Source organism: Bradyrhizobium sp. WSM4872 (genome assembly GCF_055811715.1).
Genome location: NZ_JBVVPT010000003.1, coordinates 196,977 through 217,718 on the forward strand (window position 1 = coordinate 196,977; position 20,742 = coordinate 217,718).

The following is a 20,742-nucleotide window of genomic DNA, read 5'->3' on the forward strand; positions in this document are numbered from 1 at the left end:
TGCGCACCGCGCTGAAAAGGAGCCGATGTGACCATTCCCGCAGATGAGCGACCCCGGACCCGCGCTGATCTGGCCTGGGCGATCTCGGTCGGGGGCATTGGCATCGTGCTGTTCACGGCAATGCTGGTCTTCACCTGGTATTTTGCCGCCACCCTGCTCCTGATCTTCACCGGAATGCTGCTCGGCGTCGGCCTCAACGCGCTGACCAACGCGCTCGGCCGCCGCGTGCACCTGCCCCACGCGGTCCGGCTCGCCATCGTCTGTGCCGCGCTGGCCGTGATGCTCGCAGGCGTGACCTATCTCGGCGGCGCCACCATCGCCGAGCAGGCCTCGCTGCTGAGCAAGACCATCAAGTCGCAGATCACCAACGTCCGGTCCTTCCTCGAAAACCATGGGATTGACACCAGCTTCTTCGATCTCGGCAACGCCGCACCCGCTGCCTCCACCGATGCGACGCCGGCGCCGGCCCCGAACTCGGGCTCGCACGGCGGATTGCCGGGCGCTGGCGCGCTGGCCTCGAGCGGCGGGGCGATCGTGAGCCAGACGTTCAAGCTGCTGCTCGGCACCATCAGCGCGGTCGGCAACATCTTCATCGTGCTGTTCCTGGGGCTCGCCTTCGCCGCCCAGCCCACCGTCTATCATGACGGCCTGTTGTTTCTCGCGCCGGCCAGGCATCGTACTCGCGTAGCCCTGATCATCGACCGAATCGGCGAGACGCTGGAGCGCTGGCTGATCGCGCAGATCGTCGTGATGCTTGCGGTGGGAGTCGTGACCTGGATCGGACTCGTCGCCATCGGCATTCCCGGCTCGTTCATCCTGGGGATCCAGGCAGGCCTGCTCGCCTTCATTCCGACCGTCGGCGCTATCATAGCCGGCGTCGTGGTCGTGCTGGCGAGCCTCGCCTCAGGATGGATTCCGGCGCTGTCAGCCTTCCTCCTTTTCATGGGGGTGCACGCCATGGAGAGCTATGTGCTGACGCCGATCCTTCAGCGGCAGGCACTGGACATTCCGCCGGCCACGCTGTTCGCGTTCCAGATCCTGCTCGGCGTCGTGTTCGGAATCTGGGGCCTGGCGCTGGCGCTGCCACTGGTCGCCATCGCCAAGGTCATGATCGACCACTTCAAGACGTATGAAGCGCCGCCTCTGGCCGAGGCGGCCTGAGCCGCCTCAGGTGGTGAGCACGGTTTCGGTGTGCTCGACCTCAGGGGGGGCCGCAAAATACTGTCCGACGAGGCCGCGCCACTCGGTGAAATTTTCGGAGCCGCGAAAATCGACGGTGTGGTTCTCCAGCGTTTCCCACTTCACCATCAGACGATAACGCTGCGGCTTCTCGATCGACTTGTGCAGCTCGAAACCATGAAACCCCTTGGAGCGGCCGAAAGCGGCCTTGGCCTTGGCGACGGCGGCCTCAAAATCCTTCTCGCTGCCCGGCTTGACGTCGATTTGCGCGATCTCGGTGATCATCTGTTTCCACCCATTTTTGTTCGATGGGCGTGTCTACCGCAGCCCGCGACAAAGAAAAAGGCGCCGAAACGGCGCCCTGCCCGGTCCAGACATGCAGATCACTCAGGCGAGCAGCAGAACGGTGCCCGCCACCGTCAGCGCACAACCGGCGAACAGGGCGAGCGGCCAGTAGCTGCGGCCTTGCGTGTAACGCCCCTGGGCGCGGCGCTCGGTGATCAGCGCGCTCTCGTATTCGTCCGCGGTCGAGAACAGGCAGGCGAAGCCGCCGCGTGCCGAAGTCGCAGCGGCTTCGAGCGACATCAAGGCGGCCTGCGGATTCTGTCGACGGATCGATTCCATGTCCGCAATGGTAGGGATCGAATGGTAAACAGCGGATTACCGCGAGGCCTCCTTAGCCTAGGCGGTCGCCGGTTGTGTCTTGGATTGCGTGTTGGGCATGCCGATCCGCGCCGCGCTCTGGCGGCGCCAGTTCTCCAGCGACAGTGGCAGCTCCTCCGCCGACTCGACGCGGTTTCGGCCGCCGCGCTTGGCCTGGTAGAGCGCGGTGTCGGCCGAAGCCAGCAGCACTTCGAGCTCGGTGCCGGCCGGACCGCCGGCCACGCCGATGCTGACGGTGGTGTCGACCGGGCCCTCGTCGACGACGATGCCGGAGGTCTCGAAGGCCTCGCGCACGCGCTCGGCGACCAGCACGCCCTCCTCCAGCGAACACGGCAGGAGCGCTGCGAACTCCTCGCCGCCGATGCGACCCGACATGTCGCTGATGCGCAGATTGCTGACGACGACGGTCGAGAACAATTTCAGCATCTCGTCGCCGGCGGGATGGCCGAAGCGGTCGTTGATCGACTTGAAATGGTCGATGTCGAAGATCATCACGGTCACGGGACGGCCGGCCTTGGCCTCGCGCTCGATCACGCGTCCGCAGGCTTCCGAGAAGCCGCGGCGGTTGAGCATTCCAGTCAGCGGATCGGTGGAGGCGGCGGTCCGGTGCGCGGTGACGGTGCGCTCGGACACCAGCATGAAGATCACGAACACGGTGCCGACGGCATAAAGCACGAGTTCGACCGCGAACACGGTGACCCAGATGCTGTTGGCAAAACCTGCATCGTGCGGGCGCAGGAAGCTGCCGAGCAGGATCGGCAGCATCAACACGCAGCCGTGCATCACCGGGACCACGAAGGCCGGCCAGCGCCGCTGCAGGCTCTTGCGCCGCTCGACCCAGAGCTCGCTCGCGGTCAGCGCCGCGTAGATCGAGACGATGCCGGCGCCAACGATCATGCGCAGCATGGACGCGGAGGGATCGAGCAGCGTGGCGGCAGCGGCCCAGGCAAGCGCGCCGATCAGGAGACCCGGCCAGTTCGGCTTGCGACCATGAAAGACGCGCGCCGCGTTCCACACCATGCCGCAGGCGACGAAGCCGACCGCGTTCAGCGCAAGGTAAAGATGCGGCCCCAGTCTGTCGCCGGCCGCCGTCCAGAGCGCCACCGATGCAGCGCCGAGCAGATACGCGGTGCCCCACCATTTCAGCGCAGCGCTATTCTCCTGCCTTCCGAAAAACACCATCATGGCGCCGAGCAGTGCGGCAACCATGGTGGCGACCAAATAGAGCGTGATGCTATCGAGCGACATCATGTCGGCCCCCTTCTAGACATAGCAGTTACGCGATCGGCTCAGCCGATTTGCGCGCCCTTCCAAATGCGACGCTATGTCCAGCGGGTTCCATTCAGGTTTTCATGCGAGCCCAAGTTTTCAGGAAACACGCCATCAATTTGCATACAAACGAACAGCAAAAAGGGCGCTGAAATCAGCGCCCTTTTGCATCTCATTGAAGCCGCTTTCGCGGCGAATGCGACCGAAGCAATTAACGCTTCGAGAACTGGAAGGACCGGCGGGCCTTGGCCTTGCCGTACTTCTTGCGCTCGACCACGCGCGAGTCGCGGGTGAGGAAGCCGCCCTTCTTGAGCACGGTGCGCAGCTCCGGCTCGAAATAGGTCAGCGCCTTGGAGATGCCGTGACGGACGGCACCGGCCTGGCCGGACAGACCGCCGCCGGCGACGGTGCAGATCACGTCATACTGGCCGGACCGCGCGGCCACGGAGAACGGCTGCTCGATCATCATGCGCAGCACTGGACGGGCGAAATAGACCTCGACCTCGCGCGCATTGACCGTGACCTTGCCGGCGCCCGGCTTGATCCAGACGCGGGCGACCGCGTCCTTGCGCTTGCCGGTGGCGTAGGCGCGGTTGAACTTGTCGACCTTCTTCTCGTGCTTGGGCGCGTCGGGCGCGGCCGCCGTCTTGAGCTGCGAGAGCTGGTCGAGCGACTGGATGGATTCGGCCATGTTATGCGGCCCTCGTGTTCTTGCGGTTCAACTTGGCGATGTCGATCTTCTCGGGCGTCTGGGCCTCGTGCGGATGATCGGCGCCGCCATAGACGCGGAGGTTGCCCATCTGGACGCGACCGAGCGGGCCACGCGGGATCATGCGCTCGACGGCCTTCTCGAGCACGCGCTCGGGATGCTTGCCCTCGAGGATCTGGCGCGCGGTGCGCTCCTTGACGTGGCCGACATAGCCGGTGTGCTTGTAATAGGTCTTCTGCTCGCGCTTGCGGCCGGTGAGAACCGCATGCTGCGCGTTGATGATGATGATGTTGTCGCCGCAATCAACGTGCGGGGTGTAGGTCGGGAGGTGCTTGCCGCGCAGGCGCATGGCGACGATGGTGGCGAGACGGCCGACGACCAGACCCTTGGCGTCGATCAGTACCCACTTCTTCGTCACCTCAGCCGGCTTTGCCGAAAAGGTTTTCATGTCAGAGTTTCCGTGAACGGGGAGCATCGGCGCGAACACCGCACCGGACTGGCGGTTTTCTAGAGAACACAGGCGCCGCGGTCAATGCCCAAAGGCGGAATTTACTTGTTAAACATCAATGACTTAGAAATATGGTATCAAGATACCCGCGAAAAGTTCAAACGTTTGGAATGGAATAGGTCGAGGTGACATGCGCAATCGGATCGGGCGAGGTGCCGGACAACAGCTTCACCTCGCCGACCGCGAGGCGCTTGCCGAGCTTGAGCAGCCGCGCCTCCGCCAGCACGTCCTGCCCGGGCTGCCCCTTGCGCAGGAAGTTGATGTTGAGATTGGTGGTCACGGCGAGCCCGATCGGCCCGATCGCGGACAACAGCACCACGTACATCGCGAAATCGGCGAGCGCCATCAGTGTCGGGCCGGACACGGTTCCGCCCGGCCGCAGCATCTTTTCGCTATAGCGCTGACGCAAAAGGCAGGCCTGACCGTCCGCGCTCTCGATCGTGATGTCGTCGCCGCTGAAGGCCTGAGGAAACTCGTTGCGGAGGAACTGCTCGAGCTCCGCCACGCTCATTTTCGCTAACGCCATGCTCCCCCTCACCCTCGCTTCACGTCCCCTGTTACATTAAGTTATCTGCGTCATCCAATCGCAATAATCCAACCGGAAACACTTTGATGTCCGTCCAGGCCGCCCGCGCCCCCTCCCCGCAACCGCCGATCCTGCTGCGCGAGACCGTGGGCCCCATCGCGGTCCTGACCCTCAACCGCCCGGCCGCCCGCAACAGCCTGTCGGAGAGGATGATCGCAAGCCTGCATGCCGAGCTCAACGAAATCCGCGACGACAAGGCCGTCCGCGGTGTCGTGATCGCGGCCAACGGTCCCGCCTTCTCCGCCGGCCACGACATGAAGGAGCTGACCGCGCGCCGCGCCGACCCGGATCGCGGCCGGGCCTTCTTCGCCGAGATGATGACCGCCTGCAGCGCGATGATGCAGGCGATCGTGCGCCTGCCCAAGCCCGTGGTCGCATCGGTCCAGGGCATCGCCACCGCCGCCGGCTGCCAGCTCGTGGCAAGCTGCGACCTCGCGATCGCCTCCGAAGCAGCACACTTCGCTACCCCCGGCGTCGACATCGGCTTGTTCTGCTCGACGCCGATGGTGGCGCTGTCGCGCAACGTGCCGCGCAAGCAGGCGATGGAGATGCTGCTGACGGGCGAGCCGATCCCGGCCGCGCGCGCCCGCGAGATCGGGCTCGTCAATCGCGTCGTCGCCGCCGGCACCGAGCGCGACGCCGCCATTGCGCTGGCTGAACAGGTCGCACTGAAATCCGCCTATACCGTCAAGCTCGGCAAGGAGGCGTTCTATCGCCAGGCCGAGATGAGCCTTGCAGACGCCTATCGCTATGCGGCAGAGGTGATGACCGAGAACATGATGGCGCGAGACGCCGAGGAAGGCATCGGCGCTTTCATCGAGAAGCGCACGCCGACATGGCGGGACGAGTAATTCGTCATTGCGAGCGAAGCGAAGCAATCCAGAAATCCCACCTCGGAGGCAGACTGGATTGCTTCCTCGCTTCGCTCCTCGCAATGACGGCGAAAAAGATGAGCCCGAAAAGATGAGCCAATGAACCACGACGCGTATCCCGACAATTACATCCGGGGCATCCTCAACAACGTGAAATCGATCGCGATGGTCGGCGCTTCGCCGGCCAACGTGCGACCGAGCTATTTCGCGTTCAAATATCTGGCCCAGCGCGGCTACGACATGATTCCGGTCAACCCCGGCCATGTCGGCAAGGAGCTGCTCGGAAAACCCTTCGTCGCCTCGCTGTCCGACATCGACCGTCCCGTCGACATGATCGACATTTTCCGCAACTCCAGCCACATCATGCCGGTGGTCGAGGAAGCCCTCACCCTCGATCCGCTGCCGATGGTGATCTGGATGCAGTTGGGGGCGCGCGACGATGCGGCGGCGCTGAAGGCGGAATCGGTCGGTATCAAGGTGGTGATGAACCGCTGCCCCAAGATCGAATATGGCCGCCTGTCGTCGGAGATCTCCTGGATGGGCGTCAATTCACGCACGCTGAGCTCCAAACGCGCCCCGGTGCCGACGCAGGGCATGCGCTTATCCCTCAATCGGATGAGTGTCGGGGGCGGAGACACCGCGGCATCGGACCGCGCCGCCAAAAACAAGAGCGAGCAAAGCTGACGCAATTGCGAAGGTTTCATTTCGCGAACGCGACAATGCGTAGCACGATCGTTCCGATGTGAAGCCGCGTCTTGACGGCAGCCGCGGCGCCAATCAGCATGCCGCGCGATTTCAGACCACGAGAACAGGACGCCCTCCATGAGCGATCGCCTTCCGGGATTTTCGACCCTCGCCGTGCATGCCGGTGCACAGCCCGATCCCACCACCGGTGCGCGCGCGACTCCGATCTATCAAACGACGTCGTTCGTCTTCAACGACGCCGACCATGCCGCCTCTTTGTTCGGCCTGCAGGCGTTCGGCAACATCTATACCCGCATCGGCAATCCCACGAACGCGGTGCTGGAAGAGCGGGTCGCAGCGCTCGAAGGCGGCACCGCCGCGCTTGCGGTGGCCTCGGGCCATGCCGCGCAGGTGGTGGTGCTGCAGCAATTGCTTCAGCCCGGCGACGAGTTCATCGCGGCGCGAAAGCTCTATGGCGGTTCGATCAACCAGTTCACGCACGCGTTCAAGAGCTTCGGCTGGAACGTGGTGTGGGCCGATCCCGACGACATTGCGAGCTTCGAACGTGCGGTCACGCCGCGCACCAAGGCGATCTTCATCGAGTCCATCGCCAATCCTGCCGGCAGCATCACCGACATCGAGGCGATCTCGACGGTGGCGCGCAAGGCGGGCGTCCCGCTGATCGTCGACAACACGCTGGCCTCGCCCTATCTGATCCGTCCCATCGACCACGGCGCCGACATCGTCGTGCACTCGCTGACGAAGTTTCTCGGAGGCCATGGCAATTCGATCGGCGGCATCATCGTCGATGCCGGCACTTTCGACTGGTCGACCGGCGGCAAATATCCAATGCTCTCGGAGCCGCGGCCTGAATATCACGGCATCCGGCTGCAGGAGACGTTCGGCAATTTCGCCTTCGCGATCGCCTGCCGCGTGCTCGGCCTGCGCGATCTCGGACCGGCGCTGTCGCCGTTCAACGCCTTCATGATCCTCACCGGCATCGAGACATTGCCGCTGCGCATGCAGAAGCACTGCGACAATGCGAAAGCGGTCGCCGAATTCCTCGCCGGCCATCCGGCGGTGGCCGCGGTGAACTATGCGGGCCTTGCGAGCGACAAGTACAACCAGCTCGCGCGCAAATACGCTCCGAAGGGCGCCGGCGCCGTGTTCACCTTCAGCCTGAAGGGCGGCTACGACGCCGGCGTCAGCCTGGTGTCGAAGTTGCAGCTGTTCTCGCATCTGGCCAATGTCGGCGACACCCGCTCGCTGGTCATCCATCCGGCCTCGACCACACACAGCCAGCTCGACGACGCTGCCAAGATCAAGTCCGGCGCCGGCCCCGACGTGGTGCGGCTCTCGATCGGCATCGAGGACAAGGAAGATTTGATCGCCGATCTGGAACAGGCGCTGGGCGCGTAGCCGTCCTGGTCATTCCGGGGCGCCTGAGTGCGCCCCGGAATATGGCTCCAGTTAACAGTCATTAACCATACCTGCCGCATACATCGTCACTGGATCGCCCTTTTGATTCGGAGCCGACGATGCTGCGCTGGATGGTGCCTGCCCTTGCGGCGATGCTGACGGTCTCAGCCGCGATTGCTGCCGATTTGCCGGCCACGCCGAGGCGGCGTGCGGCCGCTCCGCCGCAGGAGCCGCCGCGGGTTTATGTCGAGACCGATCCGGATGCGCTGATCTCGCCGGCCTACGGCATCGGCAGCTACATCCGCAATTTGCCGGGTACGCCACTGCTGCCGGGCTCGCACACGCTGCCGGGCTATTACGGGCGCCCCTGGGACTACGATTACCAGGGCGCGTATTACGGCGGGAAGCAGGTCGATTATTTCTGGCGTCTGCCCTACTCGTGCGGCATCTACGGCTATTGCTGATCAGCCGGGCTGATAGTGATCAGCCGGGCTGACCGACGGGAACCGCGCGCGGCTGCGCTTCGGTGGAATGCCGTGGAGCGAGCCGCTCTGTCTGCATCACCGCAAGCGTCAGCACCACGATCGCGACCGCCTGATGCGCGAGCGCGAGATCGATCGGCACCTGGTTGAGCAGCGTGAAGATGCCGAGCAATGCTTGCAGGCTGACTGCGCCCAACAGCAAAAGCGCGCCGCTCGCCGCAGACCCCGCCCGTGAACTCATCGCATCGAACGCGTGCAACGCCGCCAGCGCGAACAGCGCATAGGCCGTCATGCGGTGCTCGAACTGCACTGTCAGCGCATTGTCGAACATGTTGCGCCACCACGGCGTCTCGAACCACAGCCGCTCCCCTGAGGGAATGAACGCACCGTCGATCTGCGGCCAGGTGTTGTAGGCGCGGCCGGCGCGCAGGCCCGCGACCAGCGCACCAAAATAGATCTGGATAAAGGTCACGACGAGGAGCAAGGCGCTGGTGAAGCGCAGCCGCGACGATGCCGCGATCTGCGGACGCCCGGCGAGCCGCCGCACCGTCCAGACAATGCCGGCGAAGATGACGAGCGCGAGCACAAGATGCGTCGCCAGCCGATATTGCGACACCTCGACGCGTTCAGACAGCCCCGAGGCCACCATCCACCAGCCGACCGCGCCCTGGAGCCCGCCGAGGCTGAACAACAGCCACAACCGCCGCTTCAACTCACCGGACAGGCCGCCGCGCCAGAGGAAGAACAGGAACGGCAAGAGATAGGCGACGCCGATGAAACGGCCGAGCAGCCGGTGGCTCCATTCCCACCAGAAGATCTCCTTGAACTCGGACAGGCTCATGCCGGCGTTGAGCTCGCGATATTGCGGGATCTTCTTGTAGGCCTCGAAGGCCGCCGTCCACTGCGCTTCCGAGAGTGGCGGCACGCTGCCCGTGACCGGCTTCCATTCGACGATCGAGAGCCCGGATTCCGTCAGTCGCGTCGCGCCGCCGACCAGCACCATCAGCGCGATTAGCGCAGCCACTGAGATCAGCCACCAGCGCACGGCGCGATGCGGTTCGGACGGGGCGGAAATCGTCGTCATTCGAGGCAAAACCAGAGCTTGAACCGACAAGGCTTGAACCAAACTGCGTGCCCCTTATAGTCCCCCGCTCCCGCAGCGCAAGTTTACGCGAAAGCCGCGATATTCCGTCATGACAATCCGCACGCGCAAGTTCCTCGGCACCATCCTGCTCCTGGTGCTCGCCACCGTCTGGGCCCTGCTCGGCATGGCGCTGGCGCAGATGCCGTGGATCGCCGAATCCGGCTGGCGGCAGGCGATCTATTACGTGGTGGTCGGCATGGGCTGGGTGCTGCCGGCGATGCCGATCGTGAGCTGGATGCAGCGGCCGGACCGGGCGAAAACTAGTTCGTAGTTCCGCCCGTCGGCTTCACCGGCGCAAAAGCAACCCCCGACACCAGCACCCGCATGATGCGCAGCGAGCGCACCCGGCCATCCCAGGAAATGCGCGGCAGCGCGCGCAGATTGGTGCGCCCCTCCGCATCCACGACGCCCGGGATCGTCGTCACCGCGCTGGCAAAGCCGGCCTCCTCCGCCATGATGACATGGCTGCGCCGGAACGAGGCGCGATCGCCGAACGGAAAGGCGAGATGCCGGATATCGCGATCGAAGGCCGCCTCCGCCACCGCCTTGCCCATCGTCATCTCGCGCAGCGCCGCCGCATCCTTCATGTTCGCGAGAACTGGATAGTTCACGGTCGCACTGCCGATCGTCACCAGCGGATCGGCCGCAAGCCTCGCCAGATCCTCCCACTTCATCGATGCCTCGCGCGAGAGCGCGGCAAGGTCGATCCGGTAGCGCGTGCAGAGGTCTGCGATCGCAGCCGACACATCCGCCGGCGGCAGCGAGCGCAGCCAGGCATCGAGGAACGAAAACAGCGCCTGCTTCTCCGCGTTGCCAGTCACAGTGAAGCGCTGCTCCTTCTCGCCCATCATCAGGCTGACACGGCTCTCGCGCGCGATCACCTGTTCGAGTCCGAGCCACCACGCCTCACCGACACCGTCGGGAAACGCCGTGGGCACATAGACCGTGAAGGGCACGGCGTGGCGCGCCAGCACCGGACAGGCAAACTCGATCAGATCCTTGCCGGCGCCGTCGAAGGTGAGGGCCACGAAGCGCCGCTGTTCCGACAGCGTCACCGCGCGCCGGCAGACCTCGTCCATGCCGACAAAATCATACTTCCACCGCTTCAGCGCACGAATGGCGCGATCGAGGAAATGCGGCGTGATCTCGTTCTCGTGCAGCGGCTGAAACCCGCCGCGCCGCCTCGGCCGCACATGCGCAAAGCGCAGGATGGCGCCGGCACCACGGCTGCGCAGCGCAGCCTGGCCCGTGAACCAGGTCAGCTCGAGGCGCAGCCGTTCCAGCCATCTGTCGTCGGATGCCAATGTCCCACCTCGCGCCCGTCGGCGGCCGTTCCCCCCTCTTATAGTCATTACTCTTTGTTGACATTTCTTTGCAAAGGTCGGCCACAGGCCGAATTACGCATATTTTTGATTTCTCGACAGGTTCGCGAATGACCATGGCTGCGGCGATGCAAAGCCGGACGGCAGAATTGCCAGCGCGGTCGAAAGCGGGCCGCATCGCGCATGTCGATATTGCGACAGATCTCGGCGCGACCGAGGCCGTCTGGCGCGCCTTCGAGCAGCCCGGTCACCTCTTCACGCCCTATCAGCGATTTGATCTGCTTAGTCCCTGGCAGCGTCTGGTCGGCGAGCACGAAGGCGCCCGCCCTTTCATCGTCGTTGCCCGCGACGCCGAGCATCAGCCGCTGCTGCTGCTGCCGCTCTCGCTGCGCCAAAACCACCGCGTGCGCACGGCCTGCTTCATGGGCGGCAAGCATACGACCTTCAACATGGGCCTGTGGAACGCCGAATTTGCAGCGCAGATCGCCAGCGGCGATCTCGACGCGCTGTTTGCGCCGCTCAGCGAGCATGCCGACGTGCTCGCATTGACCCAGCAGCCGCTGCACTGGAACGACCAGCAGAACCCGTTCGCGCATTTGCCGCGCCAAAGCGCGGTCAACGGCTGTCCGCTGCTTACGATGGAACCGGGCGGCCCCCCGGCATCGCGGATCAGCAACTCCTTCCGCCGCCGCCTCAAGAGCAAGGAGAAGAAGCTCCAGGCGCTCGCCGGCTATCGCTATCATTTGGCGACCGCCGACGCGGACATCACCCGCCTGCTCGACTGGTTCTTCCGCGTCAAGCCGGCCCGGATGGCCGAACAGAAGCTTCCCAACGTCTTCGCTGAGCCCGGCGTCGAGCAATTCATCCGCAGCGCCTGCCTTGCGCCACGCGGTGACGGCCGCGTCATCGACATCCATGCGCTCGAATGCGACGACGAGGTGATCGCGATCTTCGCCGGCGTCGCCGACGGCCAGCGCTTCTCGATGATGTTCAACACCTACACGATGTCCGAGCACGCCCGCTACAGCCCCGGGCTGATCCTGATGCGCTACATCATCGACCGCTGCGCCGAGCGCGGCTACCGCTCGCTCGACCTCGGCATCGGCTCGGACGAGTACAAGCGGATGTTCTGCAAGGACGACCAGGACATCTTCGACAGTTTCGTTCCGCTGACGTCACGCGGAAAACTCGCGGCAATGGCGATGTCCTCGCTGAGCCACGGCAAGCGGCTGGTGAAACAGAACCAGATGCTGTTCGATTTGGCGCAGCGGCTGCGGCGGGCGTTCGGGTAAGTTCTCAGCCTCTTGATCTCTCGCCACTTGCGAGCTGCCCTCCCTTCTCCCCTTGTGGGAGAAGGTGGCGCGAAGCGCCGGATGAGGGGTATCTATCCTCACACTCAAAAGACGGTGGGACTCGCGGAGAGATACCCCTCACCCGTCTCGCCGCTATCGCGGCGAGCCACCCTCTCCCGCACGGGGAGAGGGAAAAACAATCACGCCGCCACGACGCGCGGCGCGTCCCTCGCATCCGACGGCTGCACGGGTCTGCTCAGCATCGTCACTTCGCTGAAGCCGACGGCGCTGAGCTGCTCGCGCATCAGTGCGCGCGCATCCGGCGCCATCGAGGCGTCGGGCACCACGACGGCGCGGGCATTCGCCGTCAGGAGCTCCGCCGGAAGGTCGGAGGCACTGCCGGCATCGAGCAGCACGTGGTCGTAGGCGCGCAGCAGCGCGTCGATCGCGAGTGTCACGCGGGGCGACTGCAGCAGGCTGCGATCGAAGCCGGGACGGCCGGCCATGACCAGATGCAGCCGCGAGAGCTTGTCCCGGGTGATGATCTGCGCGAACGACGCTTCGCCCTGCATCAGTTCGGCAAGGCCGGGCGCCGAGGCATCGACGGACACGGCGGCCATGGTCGGCGAGGACGCGGCGAGATCGACCACGACGACCCGCGCGTCGCGCGCCAGGTGCCGGGCCAATGTCAGCGTCGACAGCGTGATGGCTTCGCCGCTCGCGGTGCCGAGCACCGTGACTTTTTTCGCCATGACCCCGGCGGCGCGCAGGCGCTCGGCCAGTTGTTCGATCTCCGCGAATTCTGTGATATCGGCATCGGCTGTCATCTCCGGCTGAAGCGGCGCGGGTTCTGCCATGGCTGGATCGACGGCCGGATCCACCAAGGGCTCGACGACCATCGGCTGGACGATTTGCTCCTGGCGAGCCGACGCCCGCGTGAGCGCTGGCGCGAACACCGCCACGGCACGGGGCGCAGTCTGGCGCAACAACTCTCCGGTGACGACGACGCCGGACGAGAGCAGCAGAGTCGCGATGGTCACGATCAGCACGATCGGCAGCTTCTTCGGATAGGCCGGCGTGTTCGAGACGATCGCGCGCGAGATGATGCGGCCGTCCGTCGGCGCGGTGTCGATGGTCTCGCGGGTGTTGGCTTCGCGGTACTTCGCGAGATAGGTTTCGAGCAGGTCGCGCTGGGCCTTGGCCTCACGCTCGAGGGCGCGGAGCTGCACGTCCTGGCCGTTGGTGGCCGTCGCCTGTTTCTTGAGCTGCTCGAGGCTCGCTGACAATTCCTGGACGCGCCCGCTGGCGGCACGCGCATCGTTTTCGAGCGTGCGGGCGAGCTTGGCGGCCTCGTCGCGGATCTGGGTGTCGAGGTCGGCGAGCTGCGCCTTCAATTCCTTGATGCGCGGATGGTTGCCAAGCAACGTCGAAGATTGCTCGGCCAGCTGCGCCCGCAACGCCACGCGCTGCTGCGAAGGCGTGCGCATCGATTCCGAGTTCAGCACTTCCGACGATTCGATCGGCTTGCCGCTCTGGATCATCTCGCGGATCAGGCGCGCCTTGGACTCGGCGTCGGCCTTGAGCGCGCGCGCATTGTTGAGCTGGGTGTTGACCTCGCCCATCTGCTGGTTCGACAGCGTCGTGTTGTTGGTGCCGACGAACAGGCTCGACTTGGAGCGGAAGTCCTCGGCCTTCGCTTCGGCCTCGGAGACATTCCGCCGCAGCTCGTCGATCCTGCCGGCATACCACTGGCTGGCGTTTCGGGCCTGATCCTGGCGCGCATCCTGCTGGAGCACGAGATAGCCGTCGGCGATGGAATTGGCGACGCGCACTGCGAGATCGGGATCGGCAGACTGGAATTCGATCACGATGACGCGGGACTTGTCGACGGCGTAGGCCTGGAGGCGCTCGTAATAGGCGTCCAGCACGCGCTCTTCCGGCGTCATCGAGAACGGATCGCGGCCGATGCCGACCAGCGCCGCAAGCGATTTCAGCGGCGAAATGCCTTGCAGCACAGGATCGAACTCCGGCCGTTCCGCAAGCTTGTTCTTCTTGATGATCTCGCGCGCGAGATCGCGCGACAGCACGAGCTGCACCTGGCTGGTGACGGCTTCGGCGTCGAGCGCCTGCCGTTCCTCGGCGCGATCGCTGTTGGGGCGCAGAAACACGTTCTCGCGGCCGTCGATCAGGATGCGGGATTCGGACTTGTAGCGCGGCGTGATGAGATTGACGATCGCGACGGATGCGACGAGCGCCAGCACTGTCGGCACAATGATCCAGCCGCGCTTGCGCGCCAATGCCGCGCCGAGCGCGTGCAGGTCGATGTCGCCGGATTCGACTGGCGCGGGGCGCGGAGCAACCGGCGCAGCCTTTGCTTCAATCCGGGGCTCGAACTCGGCCCGCTTGGCTGCCGCTTTCGAGACAGCCCGCTCGACCACCGCCTTGTCCTTGCCGGCACGCCAGAACGCTAAACGCATCGAACACTCCCGCAGGCGCAACGCCACGAACCTACCTCAACCAGGGCGATTACACTCCATTAAGGTTGCCGCTGGGTTAATCGCGGCGTGCGGCAGCTCGCGCGTGCACGTCCGTCACCGTTTGTTAACCACGAGGGCTCTTAATCCGTCTCGATATTTCGTCAGATTGTTCGAGCATTCGCCGTCGAGCGCTGGTTTTGATCATGCCCCCCTCTCCCGACCAGCCGCTTCGCATCCTGCACGCCGTACGCGCTCCGGTCGGCGGCATCTTCCGCCACATCCTCGACGTCGCCAACGGCCAGGTCGATCGTGGCCATCATGTCGGCATCCTCGCCGATAGTCTCACCGGCGGTGAGCGTGCCGACAAGGCCCTTGCCGAGCTCGCACCGCGGCTGAAACTCGGCGTGCACCGGATGGCGATCCGCCGCGAACCGTCGCCTGACGATCTCCTGGTCTGGTTCCGCTTGCGGCGCCTGATCGCCACGCTCAAGCCCGACGTCATGCATGGCCACGGCGCCAAGGCCGGCGCTTTTATCCGCATGCGGCGACGATCCGACGACACCATCCGCATCTACACCCCGCATGGCGGCTCGTTGCATTATCCCCTCAACACCCTCAAGGGCGAGTTTTACGCGCGGCTCGAGCGTACGCTGATGGACGCTACCGACCTGTTCCTGTTCGAAAGCGCGTTTGCCCGCGACACCTATCAGCGCATCGTCGGCAAGCCGAAGGGCGTGGTGCATTGCGTCTTCAACGGCGTGACGCCGGAGGAATTCGAACCTGTCGTCATGGCCGACGACGCCACCGACCTCGCTTATGTCGGTGAGTTCAGGCACATCAAGGGCGCCGATCTGCTGGTCGACGCGGTGGCGCGCCTGCACGAGGGCGGCAAGAAGGTCACACTGACGCTCGGCGGCGACGGCGAGGAGACCGCGGCGCTGAAAGCGCAGGTCGAGAGGCTCGGCCTCTCGGGTGCCATCCGCTTCATCGGTCACGTCAAGGCACGCTACGGCTTCTCCAAGGGGCGGCTGCTGGTCGTTCCCTCGCGTGGCGATTCCATGCCCTATGTCGTGATCGAGGCCGGTGCCGCCGGCATTCCGATGATCGCGTCCAAGATTGGCGGCATTCCCGAGATTTTCGGCGCGGAGAACCCGGCGCTGTTTGCGCCGAGCAACGCGGAAGCCATGGCGGAGGCGATTGCGGCCGCGCTCGACAATCCGCTGGGAACAGCGCAGCGCGCCTCGTCGCTTCGCGAGCGCATCTCCGCGCATTTCTCCCAGCAGGCGATGGTCGAGGGCGTCCTCGCGGGCTATCGCGACGCGTTTACCAACCACTAACCATTCTTAAGACCGGCTTTAGAGAATCTTCCGATTTGTCCGATAATCCAAGGCCCAGGGGATGCTCGCCCGGGGCGCAAGGACGCGGTCCGCGGGTTTTTGGAATGGACGTGGACGCCCGTGGAACCGCTCAACGCACGCTCGATGCTCGATGCCGCGACCAGCGCCGCGGCGAAGCCGGCTGACCGGCCCTTTGTGGAGCGCCGCCAGCGGCTCTCGCCCGCCGCGCTCGACGTCGTCAACCAGAAGGTCGCCCGCGCCTATTCACCGATCGTGATCGCCGGCTTCGTACGGCTCGCCGATTTCGCGCTGCTGAGCCTCGTCGGCATCGTGCTCTATCTCGGCTATGTCATGCCGCACGCCGGCTCCTTCAGCTGGATCTATCCCGCGCAGGTCATCGCCGTCGCGGTTTCCGCCGTGGTCTGCTTCCAGGCCGCCGACATCTATCAGGTGCAGCTGTTCCGCGGTCAGCTCCGGCAGATGACGCGGATGATCTCGTCCTGGTCTTTCGTCTTCCTGACGTTCATCGGCATCTCCTTCTTCGCCAAGTTCGGCAGCGAAATATCGCGGCTGTGGCTTGCCACCTTCTACGTCCTCGGGCTCGCCGCGCTCCTCTGCGAGCGTCTGGTGCTGCGCTCGCTCGTGCGCGCCTGGGGGCGTGAGGGCCGGCTCGACCGCCGCACCATCATCGTCGGCTCCGATCGCAACGGCGAACAATTGGTCGGGGCGCTGAAGGAGCAGGAGGATTCCGACATCCACGTGCTCGGCGTGTTCGACGACCGCAACGACAGCCGCGCGCTCGACACCTGTGCCGGCGCGCGCAAGCTCGGCAAGGTCGACGACATCGTCGAGTTCGCCCGCCGCACCCGCGTCGATCTCGTGCTGTTCGCGCTACCGATCTCCGCCGAGACGCGGATCCTGGAGATGCTGAAGAAGCTCTGGGTGCTGCCGGTGGACATCCGCCTCTCCGCACACACCAACAAGCTGCGCTTCCGCCCCCGCTCCTATTCCTATATCGGCGAGGTGCCGACGCTCGACGTGTTCGAGGCGCCGATCACCGACTGGGACCTGGTGATGAAATGGCTGTTCGACCGCGTGGTCGGCACTCTCGCGCTGCTCGTGGCCTTGCCGGTGATGGGATTGGTGGCGCTGGCCGTGAAGCTCGACAGCCCCGGCCCCGTGCTGTTCCGCCAAAAGCGCTTCGGCTTCAACAACGAGCGCATCGACGTCTACAAGTTCCGCTCGATGTACCATCATCAGGCTGATCCGACGGCCTCGAAGGTCGTGACCAAGAACGACTCGCGCGTCACCCGCGTCGGCCGCTTCATCCGCAAGACCAGCCTCGACGAGCTGCCGCAGCTCTTCAACGTGGTCTTCTCCGGCGATCTCTCTTTGGTCGGGCCGCGTCCACATGCAGTGCAGGGCAAGCTGCAGAGCCGCCTGTTCGACGAAGCCGTCGACGGCTATTTCGCCCGCCACCGGGTCAAGCCCGGCATCACCGGCTGGGCCCAGATCAATGGCTGGCGCGGCGAGATCGACAATGAAGAGAAGATCCAGAAACGCGTCGAGTTCGACCTCTATTACATCGAGAACTGGTCGGTGCTGTTCGATCTCGTCATTCTGCTGAAGACGCCGATCTCGCTGCTGACCAAGAACGAGAACGCGTATTGAGTTGTGGTCTTCCGTCGTGCCTCGCGAAGGCGGGCACCTGGCGGTGTTTGTGTATGAGTTGCGTAAACGTATGAGCGTGTGATGGCGTATGCGGCAACAGCCGGGGAGATGAATGCAGCGGTTCGCGCTGCGCCCGGCGTGCTGGCGCTCCAGCGCGCGCTGGTATGGCTGGTCGGCGCCTCCGGCGCGATCGTCTTCATCGAGCCGAGCCCCTACGAGATCGTGACGCTGCTGGCCACCGTCACCTTCTTCGCCACCGGCCTGCGTCTGCGGCTCGCTTTGATGCCGCTGCTGCTGATGCTGGTCCTGCTCAATATCGGCTACACGATCAGCGCGATCCCGCTGTTTGAGCAGTCCGAGGTGGTGAGCTGGATTGCGACCTCCTGGTACATGGCGGTGACGGTCGTGTTCTTCGCCATGGTCACGTCGGAAGACACCGCTGCCCGGCTCGACATGCTCCGCCGCGGGCTCGTGGTCGGCGCGATGGTCGCCTCGCTCTCGGCGGTCGCCGGCTACTTCCATCTGATTCCCGGCGGCGACGACCTCCTCACGCTGTACGGACGCGCGCGCGGCACCTTCAAGGACCCGAACGTGCTCGGGGCCTTCCTGATCCTGCCGGCGCTGTTCTCGCTGCAGAGCGTCGTCTCCGACAAGGCCGGCAAGGCGTTCCGCAACGTCATCGCCTTCGGCATCATGTCGCTGGCGATCCTGCTCGCGTTCTCCCGCGCCGCCTGGGGCGGGCTGGTGCTGACATCCGCCTTCATGCTGGCGCTGATGGTGCTGACCAGCCGCACCAACGCGCAGCGCTCGCGCATCATCGTCATGGCGATCCTGGCCGCGGTGCTTGGCCTTGCGCTGATCGCGGTGTTGATGTCGTTCGATTCCACCGCCGAGATGTTCAAGCAGCGCGCGAGCTTCGACCAGAGCTATGACGAAGGCCGCTTCGGCCGGTTCGGCCGGCACATCCTGGGAGCGGAGATGGCGCTCGACCTGCCGTTCGGCATCGGCCCTCTGCAATTCCACCGCTTCTTCCCCGAGGACACCCACAACTCCTATCTCAACGCCTTCATGTCGGGCGGCTGGTTGTCCGGCATCTGCTATCCCGCGCTGGTCTTCACCACCGTCATCATGGGCGTCAGGCACATCTTCGTGCCTGTGCCCTGGCAGCGCGCTTATCTCGCGGTGTTCTCCGCCTTCGTCGGCACCGTCGGCGAAAGTTTTGTGATCGACACCGACCACTGGCGGCATTTCTGGATGATGCTGGGCGCGATGTGGGGCATGATCGCGGCGACGCAGATCTACAAGTCTAGGGCTGGCGACGAAGCTTCTTCAGCTTGAGAGTGGGCCGCTTTTCCGGCGGCGTATCGAGCAGGCCCTTCAGCGCTGCGGTCGCCGCGAGCACGCCCTGGTAGCCCTCATTGGCGAAACGCAGCAGCAGGCGCAATTCCTGGTCGGAATAGCCGCCAAAAACCTTCTCCATCGCCTGCTGCATCGGCACGTAGAACTGGCCGAGCCTTTGTATCGCCTCCGGCACGACGGTAATGAAAACCTTGCGACGATCGGCATCGTCCCGTTCTCGGCGCACCAGCCCCGCCTTTTCGAGGCGGTCGACCACGCCGGTGATGGCGCCGGTCGTGAGCCCCGTCACTTCGGCGAGACGGCCGGCAGTGACGCGGCCTTCGAGATACAGGATGTCCATGCATTCGAGATCGGAATTGGCAATTCCGGCCACGTTCGCAACGGTCTGCCCATAGAGCACGCCCTGCGCTGACGACCTGCGCATCGCCTCCTCGAGCTCCTGCAGCAGCGCGGCGCGCGCCTTCGTCCTTGACAAGGCAGACCTCGTATCTTAGTGGACATATATCTTAGTTACTAAGAGATTTAGCGACCGTAATTCTCATAGCACCACGGAAACGTCGGGAGCAAGCCATGTCCTATCGTCCCCGCAAGGCCCTGATCATCGGCGCCGGCATCGCCGGGCCCGTGGCGGCGATCCTGCTGCGCCGCGCCGGCATCGAGTCCGCGATCTACGAGGCCTGGCCCTATTCGAAAGGCATCGGCGGCGGCCTTCAGATCGCGCCGAACGGCATGCAGATCATGGACGAGATCGGCCTTTCGAACGAGCTGATCAGCCGCGGCTCGATCGCGGAATCGTTCGATTTCTATTCGCAAGCCGGAGAGAGGCTCGGCTCGATCAACCGCGACCTCGCGCGGCGCTTCGGCCAACCCGCGGTCAATGTCTGCCGCGCCACGCTGAACGAGATGCTGATCGACAAAGCCTGGTGCGCATGCGTTTCACTCCATTTCGAGAAGCGCCTGATCAAGATCGAGGATCGCGGCGACCAGCCGATCATCGCCTACTTCGCCGACGGCACCACGGCCGAAGGCGACTTCCTGATCGGCGCCGACGGCGTGCACTCGGTGACGCGCCGCCAGGTGGTGCCGGACGGGCCGCAGCCGTTCGATACCGGACTGATCGGCTTCGGCGGCTTCGTGCCGCACGCCGTCCTCGACGGCCGGCCGATCGGCCGGCACGTCGAGACTACGTTCGGGCAGAGCGGCTTCTTCGGCTACGGCTATTGCAGCCCCGATCCGACCGACGGCGTGATGTGGTGGAGCACGCAGCCGGCGCACGGCATGGACGCGGCGATGTTCCGCGCGCTCGACCACGCGACGCTGAAGCAGCACCTGCGCGGCTTCCACCGCGGCTGGCACGATCCAATCCCTGGCATCATCGAGGCAGCCGAGAACATCGTGGTCACGGACACGCTCGACGTCGCCACCCTGCCGACCTGGTCGCGCAAGCGCTCGCTGCTGATCGGCGATGCCGCCCATGCAACCAGCCCCCACGCCGGCCAGGGCGCTTCGCTCGCGCTGGAGGATGCGATGCGCCTTGCCCGGTTGATGCAGGAGGGTCAGGAGCTCGGCGCCACCTTCAGGGAATTCGAGGCCGAGCGCCGTCCGCGCACCGAGAAGATCGTCGCCATGGCGCGACGCAACGGCAACAGCAAGCGCGAGTTCAGCGCCACCGGCGCCTGGATGCGAAATCAGATGATGAAATGGCTGCTGCCGCTCGGCGCAAAGGGCATGGATTTCATGTACGCCTACGACGCGCGGGCGGTGTAAGC

At 64.8% G+C, this 20,742-nt stretch carries 21 protein-coding genes; 11 read left to right on the plus strand and 10 right to left on the minus strand.

Going from position 1 to position 20,742, the window contains the following annotated elements; genetic code table 11:
* The first annotated feature begins 27 nt into the window (after window positions 1-27).
* A complete protein-coding gene (locus AC0L3C_RS06590) occupies window positions 28-1,161 on the plus strand; it encodes an AI-2E family transporter (RefSeq protein ID WP_473407479.1) in 1,134 nt (377 codons plus the stop codon).
* 6 nt (window positions 1,162-1,167) lie between these two features.
* On the opposite strand, the gene AC0L3C_RS06595 is transcribed toward AC0L3C_RS06590, so the two are convergent.
* The 6 genes from AC0L3C_RS06595 to AC0L3C_RS06620 all read right to left on the minus strand — a co-directional run bounded on the left by AC0L3C_RS06595 (window position 1,168) and on the right by AC0L3C_RS06620 (window position 4,854).
* The gene (locus AC0L3C_RS06595) at window positions 1,168-1,464 is read right to left on the minus strand and encodes an antibiotic biosynthesis monooxygenase family protein (RefSeq protein ID WP_027518288.1); all 297 of its coding nucleotides are present in this window, start codon (window positions 1,462-1,464) and stop codon (window positions 1,168-1,170) included.
* A gap of 102 nt (window positions 1,465-1,566) precedes the next feature.
* On the minus strand, window positions 1,567-1,803 hold the full coding sequence (locus tag AC0L3C_RS06600; protein WP_473279196.1) for a hypothetical protein: 237 nt from the start codon (window positions 1,801-1,803) through the stop codon (window positions 1,567-1,569).
* Between the two features lie 57 nt (window positions 1,804-1,860).
* The gene (locus AC0L3C_RS06605) at window positions 1,861-3,093 is read right to left on the minus strand and encodes a GGDEF domain-containing protein (RefSeq protein WP_473407480.1); all 1,233 of its coding nucleotides are present in this window, start codon (window positions 3,091-3,093) and stop codon (window positions 1,861-1,863) included.
* Window positions 3,094-3,322: 229 nt separating this feature from the next.
* Window positions 3,323-3,802, minus strand: a complete 480-nt coding sequence (rpsI, locus tag AC0L3C_RS06610) for a 30S ribosomal protein S9 (protein WP_007603485.1) — start codon at window positions 3,800-3,802, stop codon at window positions 3,323-3,325.
* A 1-nt stretch (window position 3,803) separates the two neighbouring features.
* Window positions 3,804-4,268 (minus strand): 50S ribosomal protein L13, encoded by a 465-nt coding sequence (gene rplM, locus AC0L3C_RS06615; RefSeq protein ID WP_018455120.1) that lies wholly within the window; start codon window positions 4,266-4,268, stop codon window positions 3,804-3,806.
* Between the two features lie 157 nt (window positions 4,269-4,425).
* Complete coding sequence (locus AC0L3C_RS06620; protein WP_007603483.1) at window positions 4,426-4,854, minus strand: PaaI family thioesterase; 429 nt, start codon at window positions 4,852-4,854, stop codon at window positions 4,426-4,428.
* Between the two features lie 86 nt (window positions 4,855-4,940).
* Between AC0L3C_RS06620 and AC0L3C_RS06625 the strand changes: the two genes are divergently transcribed.
* The 4 genes from AC0L3C_RS06625 to AC0L3C_RS06640 all read left to right on the plus strand — a co-directional run bounded on the left by AC0L3C_RS06625 (window position 4,941) and on the right by AC0L3C_RS06640 (window position 8,353).
* Entirely contained in the window at window positions 4,941-5,765 is an 825-nt protein-coding gene (locus AC0L3C_RS06625) for an enoyl-CoA hydratase (protein WP_473279198.1), read from the plus strand.
* 120 nt (window positions 5,766-5,885) lie between these two features.
* A complete protein-coding gene (locus AC0L3C_RS06630) occupies window positions 5,886-6,470 on the plus strand; it encodes a CoA-binding protein (protein WP_473279199.1) in 585 nt (194 codons plus the stop codon).
* Window positions 6,471-6,608: 138 nt separating this feature from the next.
* Entirely contained in the window at window positions 6,609-7,889 is a 1,281-nt protein-coding gene (locus AC0L3C_RS06635) for an O-acetylhomoserine aminocarboxypropyltransferase (RefSeq protein ID WP_007611036.1), read from the plus strand.
* A 119-nt stretch (window positions 7,890-8,008) separates the two neighbouring features.
* On the plus strand, window positions 8,009-8,353 hold the full coding sequence (locus AC0L3C_RS06640; protein ID WP_473279201.1) for a hypothetical protein: 345 nt from the start codon (window positions 8,009-8,011) through the stop codon (window positions 8,351-8,353).
* 19 nt (window positions 8,354-8,372) lie between these two features.
* Here the strand turns inward: AC0L3C_RS06640 and AC0L3C_RS06645 are convergent, their stop codons facing one another.
* Window positions 8,373-9,455, minus strand: coding sequence for a COX15/CtaA family protein (locus AC0L3C_RS06645; RefSeq protein ID WP_473279202.1), 1,083 nt, complete (start codon window positions 9,453-9,455; stop codon window positions 8,373-8,375).
* Window positions 9,456-9,564: 109 nt separating this feature from the next.
* Between AC0L3C_RS06645 and AC0L3C_RS06650 the strand changes: the two genes are divergently transcribed.
* A complete protein-coding gene (locus AC0L3C_RS06650; RefSeq protein WP_007611039.1) occupies window positions 9,565-9,786 on the plus strand; it encodes a DUF2842 domain-containing protein in 222 nt (73 codons plus the stop codon).
* Here the strand turns inward: AC0L3C_RS06650 and AC0L3C_RS06655 are convergent.
* Window positions 9,776-10,819, minus strand: a complete 1,044-nt coding sequence (locus tag AC0L3C_RS06655) for a polysaccharide deacetylase family protein (RefSeq protein WP_473407481.1) — start codon at window positions 10,817-10,819, stop codon at window positions 9,776-9,778. The two genes, AC0L3C_RS06650 and AC0L3C_RS06655, sit on opposite strands and share 11 nt — an antisense overlap.
* A 128-nt stretch (window positions 10,820-10,947) precedes the next feature.
* On the opposite strand from AC0L3C_RS06655, the gene AC0L3C_RS06660 reads away from it, so the two are divergent.
* Window positions 10,948-12,129 (plus strand): GNAT family N-acetyltransferase, encoded by a 1,182-nt coding sequence (locus AC0L3C_RS06660; RefSeq protein WP_473407482.1) that lies wholly within the window; start codon window positions 10,948-10,950, stop codon window positions 12,127-12,129.
* Window positions 12,130-12,329: 200 nt separating this feature from the next.
* On the opposite strand, the gene AC0L3C_RS06665 is transcribed toward AC0L3C_RS06660, so the two are convergent.
* Entirely contained in the window at window positions 12,330-14,606 is a 2,277-nt protein-coding gene (locus AC0L3C_RS06665; RefSeq protein WP_473407483.1) for a GumC family protein, read from the minus strand.
* 203 nt (window positions 14,607-14,809) lie between these two features.
* On the opposite strand from AC0L3C_RS06665, the gene AC0L3C_RS06670 reads away from it, so the two are divergent.
* From AC0L3C_RS06670 to AC0L3C_RS06680, 3 genes are all read left to right on the plus strand, one after another.
* On the plus strand, window positions 14,810-15,943 hold the full coding sequence (locus AC0L3C_RS06670) for a glycosyltransferase family 4 protein (protein ID WP_473259785.1): 1,134 nt from the start codon (window positions 14,810-14,812) through the stop codon (window positions 15,941-15,943).
* 120 nt (window positions 15,944-16,063) lie between these two features.
* Window positions 16,064-17,614: an undecaprenyl-phosphate glucose phosphotransferase gene (locus tag AC0L3C_RS06675; protein WP_473279207.1), complete on the plus strand. Its 1,551-nt coding sequence runs from the start codon at window positions 16,064-16,066 to the stop codon at window positions 17,612-17,614.
* 81 nt (window positions 17,615-17,695) lie between these two features.
* A complete protein-coding gene (locus AC0L3C_RS06680; protein ID WP_473407484.1) occupies window positions 17,696-18,952 on the plus strand; it encodes an O-antigen ligase family protein in 1,257 nt (418 codons plus the stop codon).
* Here the strand turns inward: AC0L3C_RS06680 and AC0L3C_RS06685 are convergent.
* Window positions 18,921-19,397 (minus strand): MarR family transcriptional regulator, encoded by a 477-nt coding sequence (locus AC0L3C_RS06685; protein ID WP_473407554.1) that lies wholly within the window; start codon window positions 19,395-19,397, stop codon window positions 18,921-18,923. The genes AC0L3C_RS06680 and AC0L3C_RS06685 overlap by 32 nt on opposite strands.
* A 146-nt stretch (window positions 19,398-19,543) precedes the next feature.
* On the opposite strand from AC0L3C_RS06685, the gene AC0L3C_RS06690 reads away from it, so the two are divergent.
* Window positions 19,544-20,740 (plus strand): FAD-dependent oxidoreductase, encoded by a 1,197-nt coding sequence (locus tag AC0L3C_RS06690; protein WP_473259778.1) that lies wholly within the window; start codon window positions 19,544-19,546, stop codon window positions 20,738-20,740.
* Window positions 20,741-20,742 lie beyond the last annotated feature (2 nt).

Coding starts and splice junctions, on each gene's coding strand:
- AC0L3C_RS06650 (WP_007611039.1), top strand. CDS start 9,565: ATGACAATCCGCACGCGCAAGTTCCTCGGCACCATCCTGCTCCTGGTG.
- AC0L3C_RS06640 (WP_473279201.1), top strand. CDS start 8,009: ATGCTGCGCTGGATGGTGCCTGCCCTTGCGGCGATGCTGACGGTCTCA.
- rpsI (WP_007603485.1), bottom strand. CDS start 3,802: ATGGCCGAATCCATCCAGTCGCTCGACCAGCTCTCGCAGCTCAAGACG.
- AC0L3C_RS06665 (WP_473407483.1), bottom strand. CDS start 14,606: ATGCGTTTAGCGTTCTGGCGTGCCGGCAAGGACAAGGCGGTGGTCGAG.
- AC0L3C_RS06690 (WP_473259778.1), top strand. CDS start 19,544: ATGTCCTATCGTCCCCGCAAGGCCCTGATCATCGGCGCCGGCATCGCC.
- AC0L3C_RS06620 (WP_007603483.1), bottom strand. CDS start 4,854: ATGGCGTTAGCGAAAATGAGCGTGGCGGAGCTCGAGCAGTTCCTCCGC.
- AC0L3C_RS06605 (WP_473407480.1), bottom strand. CDS start 3,093: ATGATGTCGCTCGATAGCATCACGCTCTATTTGGTCGCCACCATGGTT.
- AC0L3C_RS06595 (WP_027518288.1), bottom strand. CDS start 1,464: ATGATCACCGAGATCGCGCAAATCGACGTCAAGCCGGGCAGCGAGAAG.
- AC0L3C_RS06630 (WP_473279199.1), top strand. CDS start 5,886: ATGAACCACGACGCGTATCCCGACAATTACATCCGGGGCATCCTCAAC.
- AC0L3C_RS06670 (WP_473259785.1), top strand. CDS start 14,810: ATGCCCCCCTCTCCCGACCAGCCGCTTCGCATCCTGCACGCCGTACGC.
- AC0L3C_RS06660 (WP_473407482.1), top strand. CDS start 10,948: ATGACCATGGCTGCGGCGATGCAAAGCCGGACGGCAGAATTGCCAGCG.
- AC0L3C_RS06685 (WP_473407554.1), bottom strand. CDS start 19,397: ATGCGCAGGTCGTCAGCGCAGGGCGTGCTCTATGGGCAGACCGTTGCG.
- AC0L3C_RS06600 (WP_473279196.1), bottom strand. CDS start 1,803: ATGGAATCGATCCGTCGACAGAATCCGCAGGCCGCCTTGATGTCGCTC.
- AC0L3C_RS06645 (WP_473279202.1), bottom strand. CDS start 9,455: ATGACGACGATTTCCGCCCCGTCCGAACCGCATCGCGCCGTGCGCTGG.
- rplM (WP_018455120.1), bottom strand. CDS start 4,268: ATGAAAACCTTTTCGGCAAAGCCGGCTGAGGTGACGAAGAAGTGGGTA.
- AC0L3C_RS06680 (WP_473407484.1), top strand. CDS start 17,696: ATGGCGTATGCGGCAACAGCCGGGGAGATGAATGCAGCGGTTCGCGCT.
- AC0L3C_RS06635 (WP_007611036.1), top strand. CDS start 6,609: ATGAGCGATCGCCTTCCGGGATTTTCGACCCTCGCCGTGCATGCCGGT.
- AC0L3C_RS06625 (WP_473279198.1), top strand. CDS start 4,941: ATGTCCGTCCAGGCCGCCCGCGCCCCCTCCCCGCAACCGCCGATCCTG.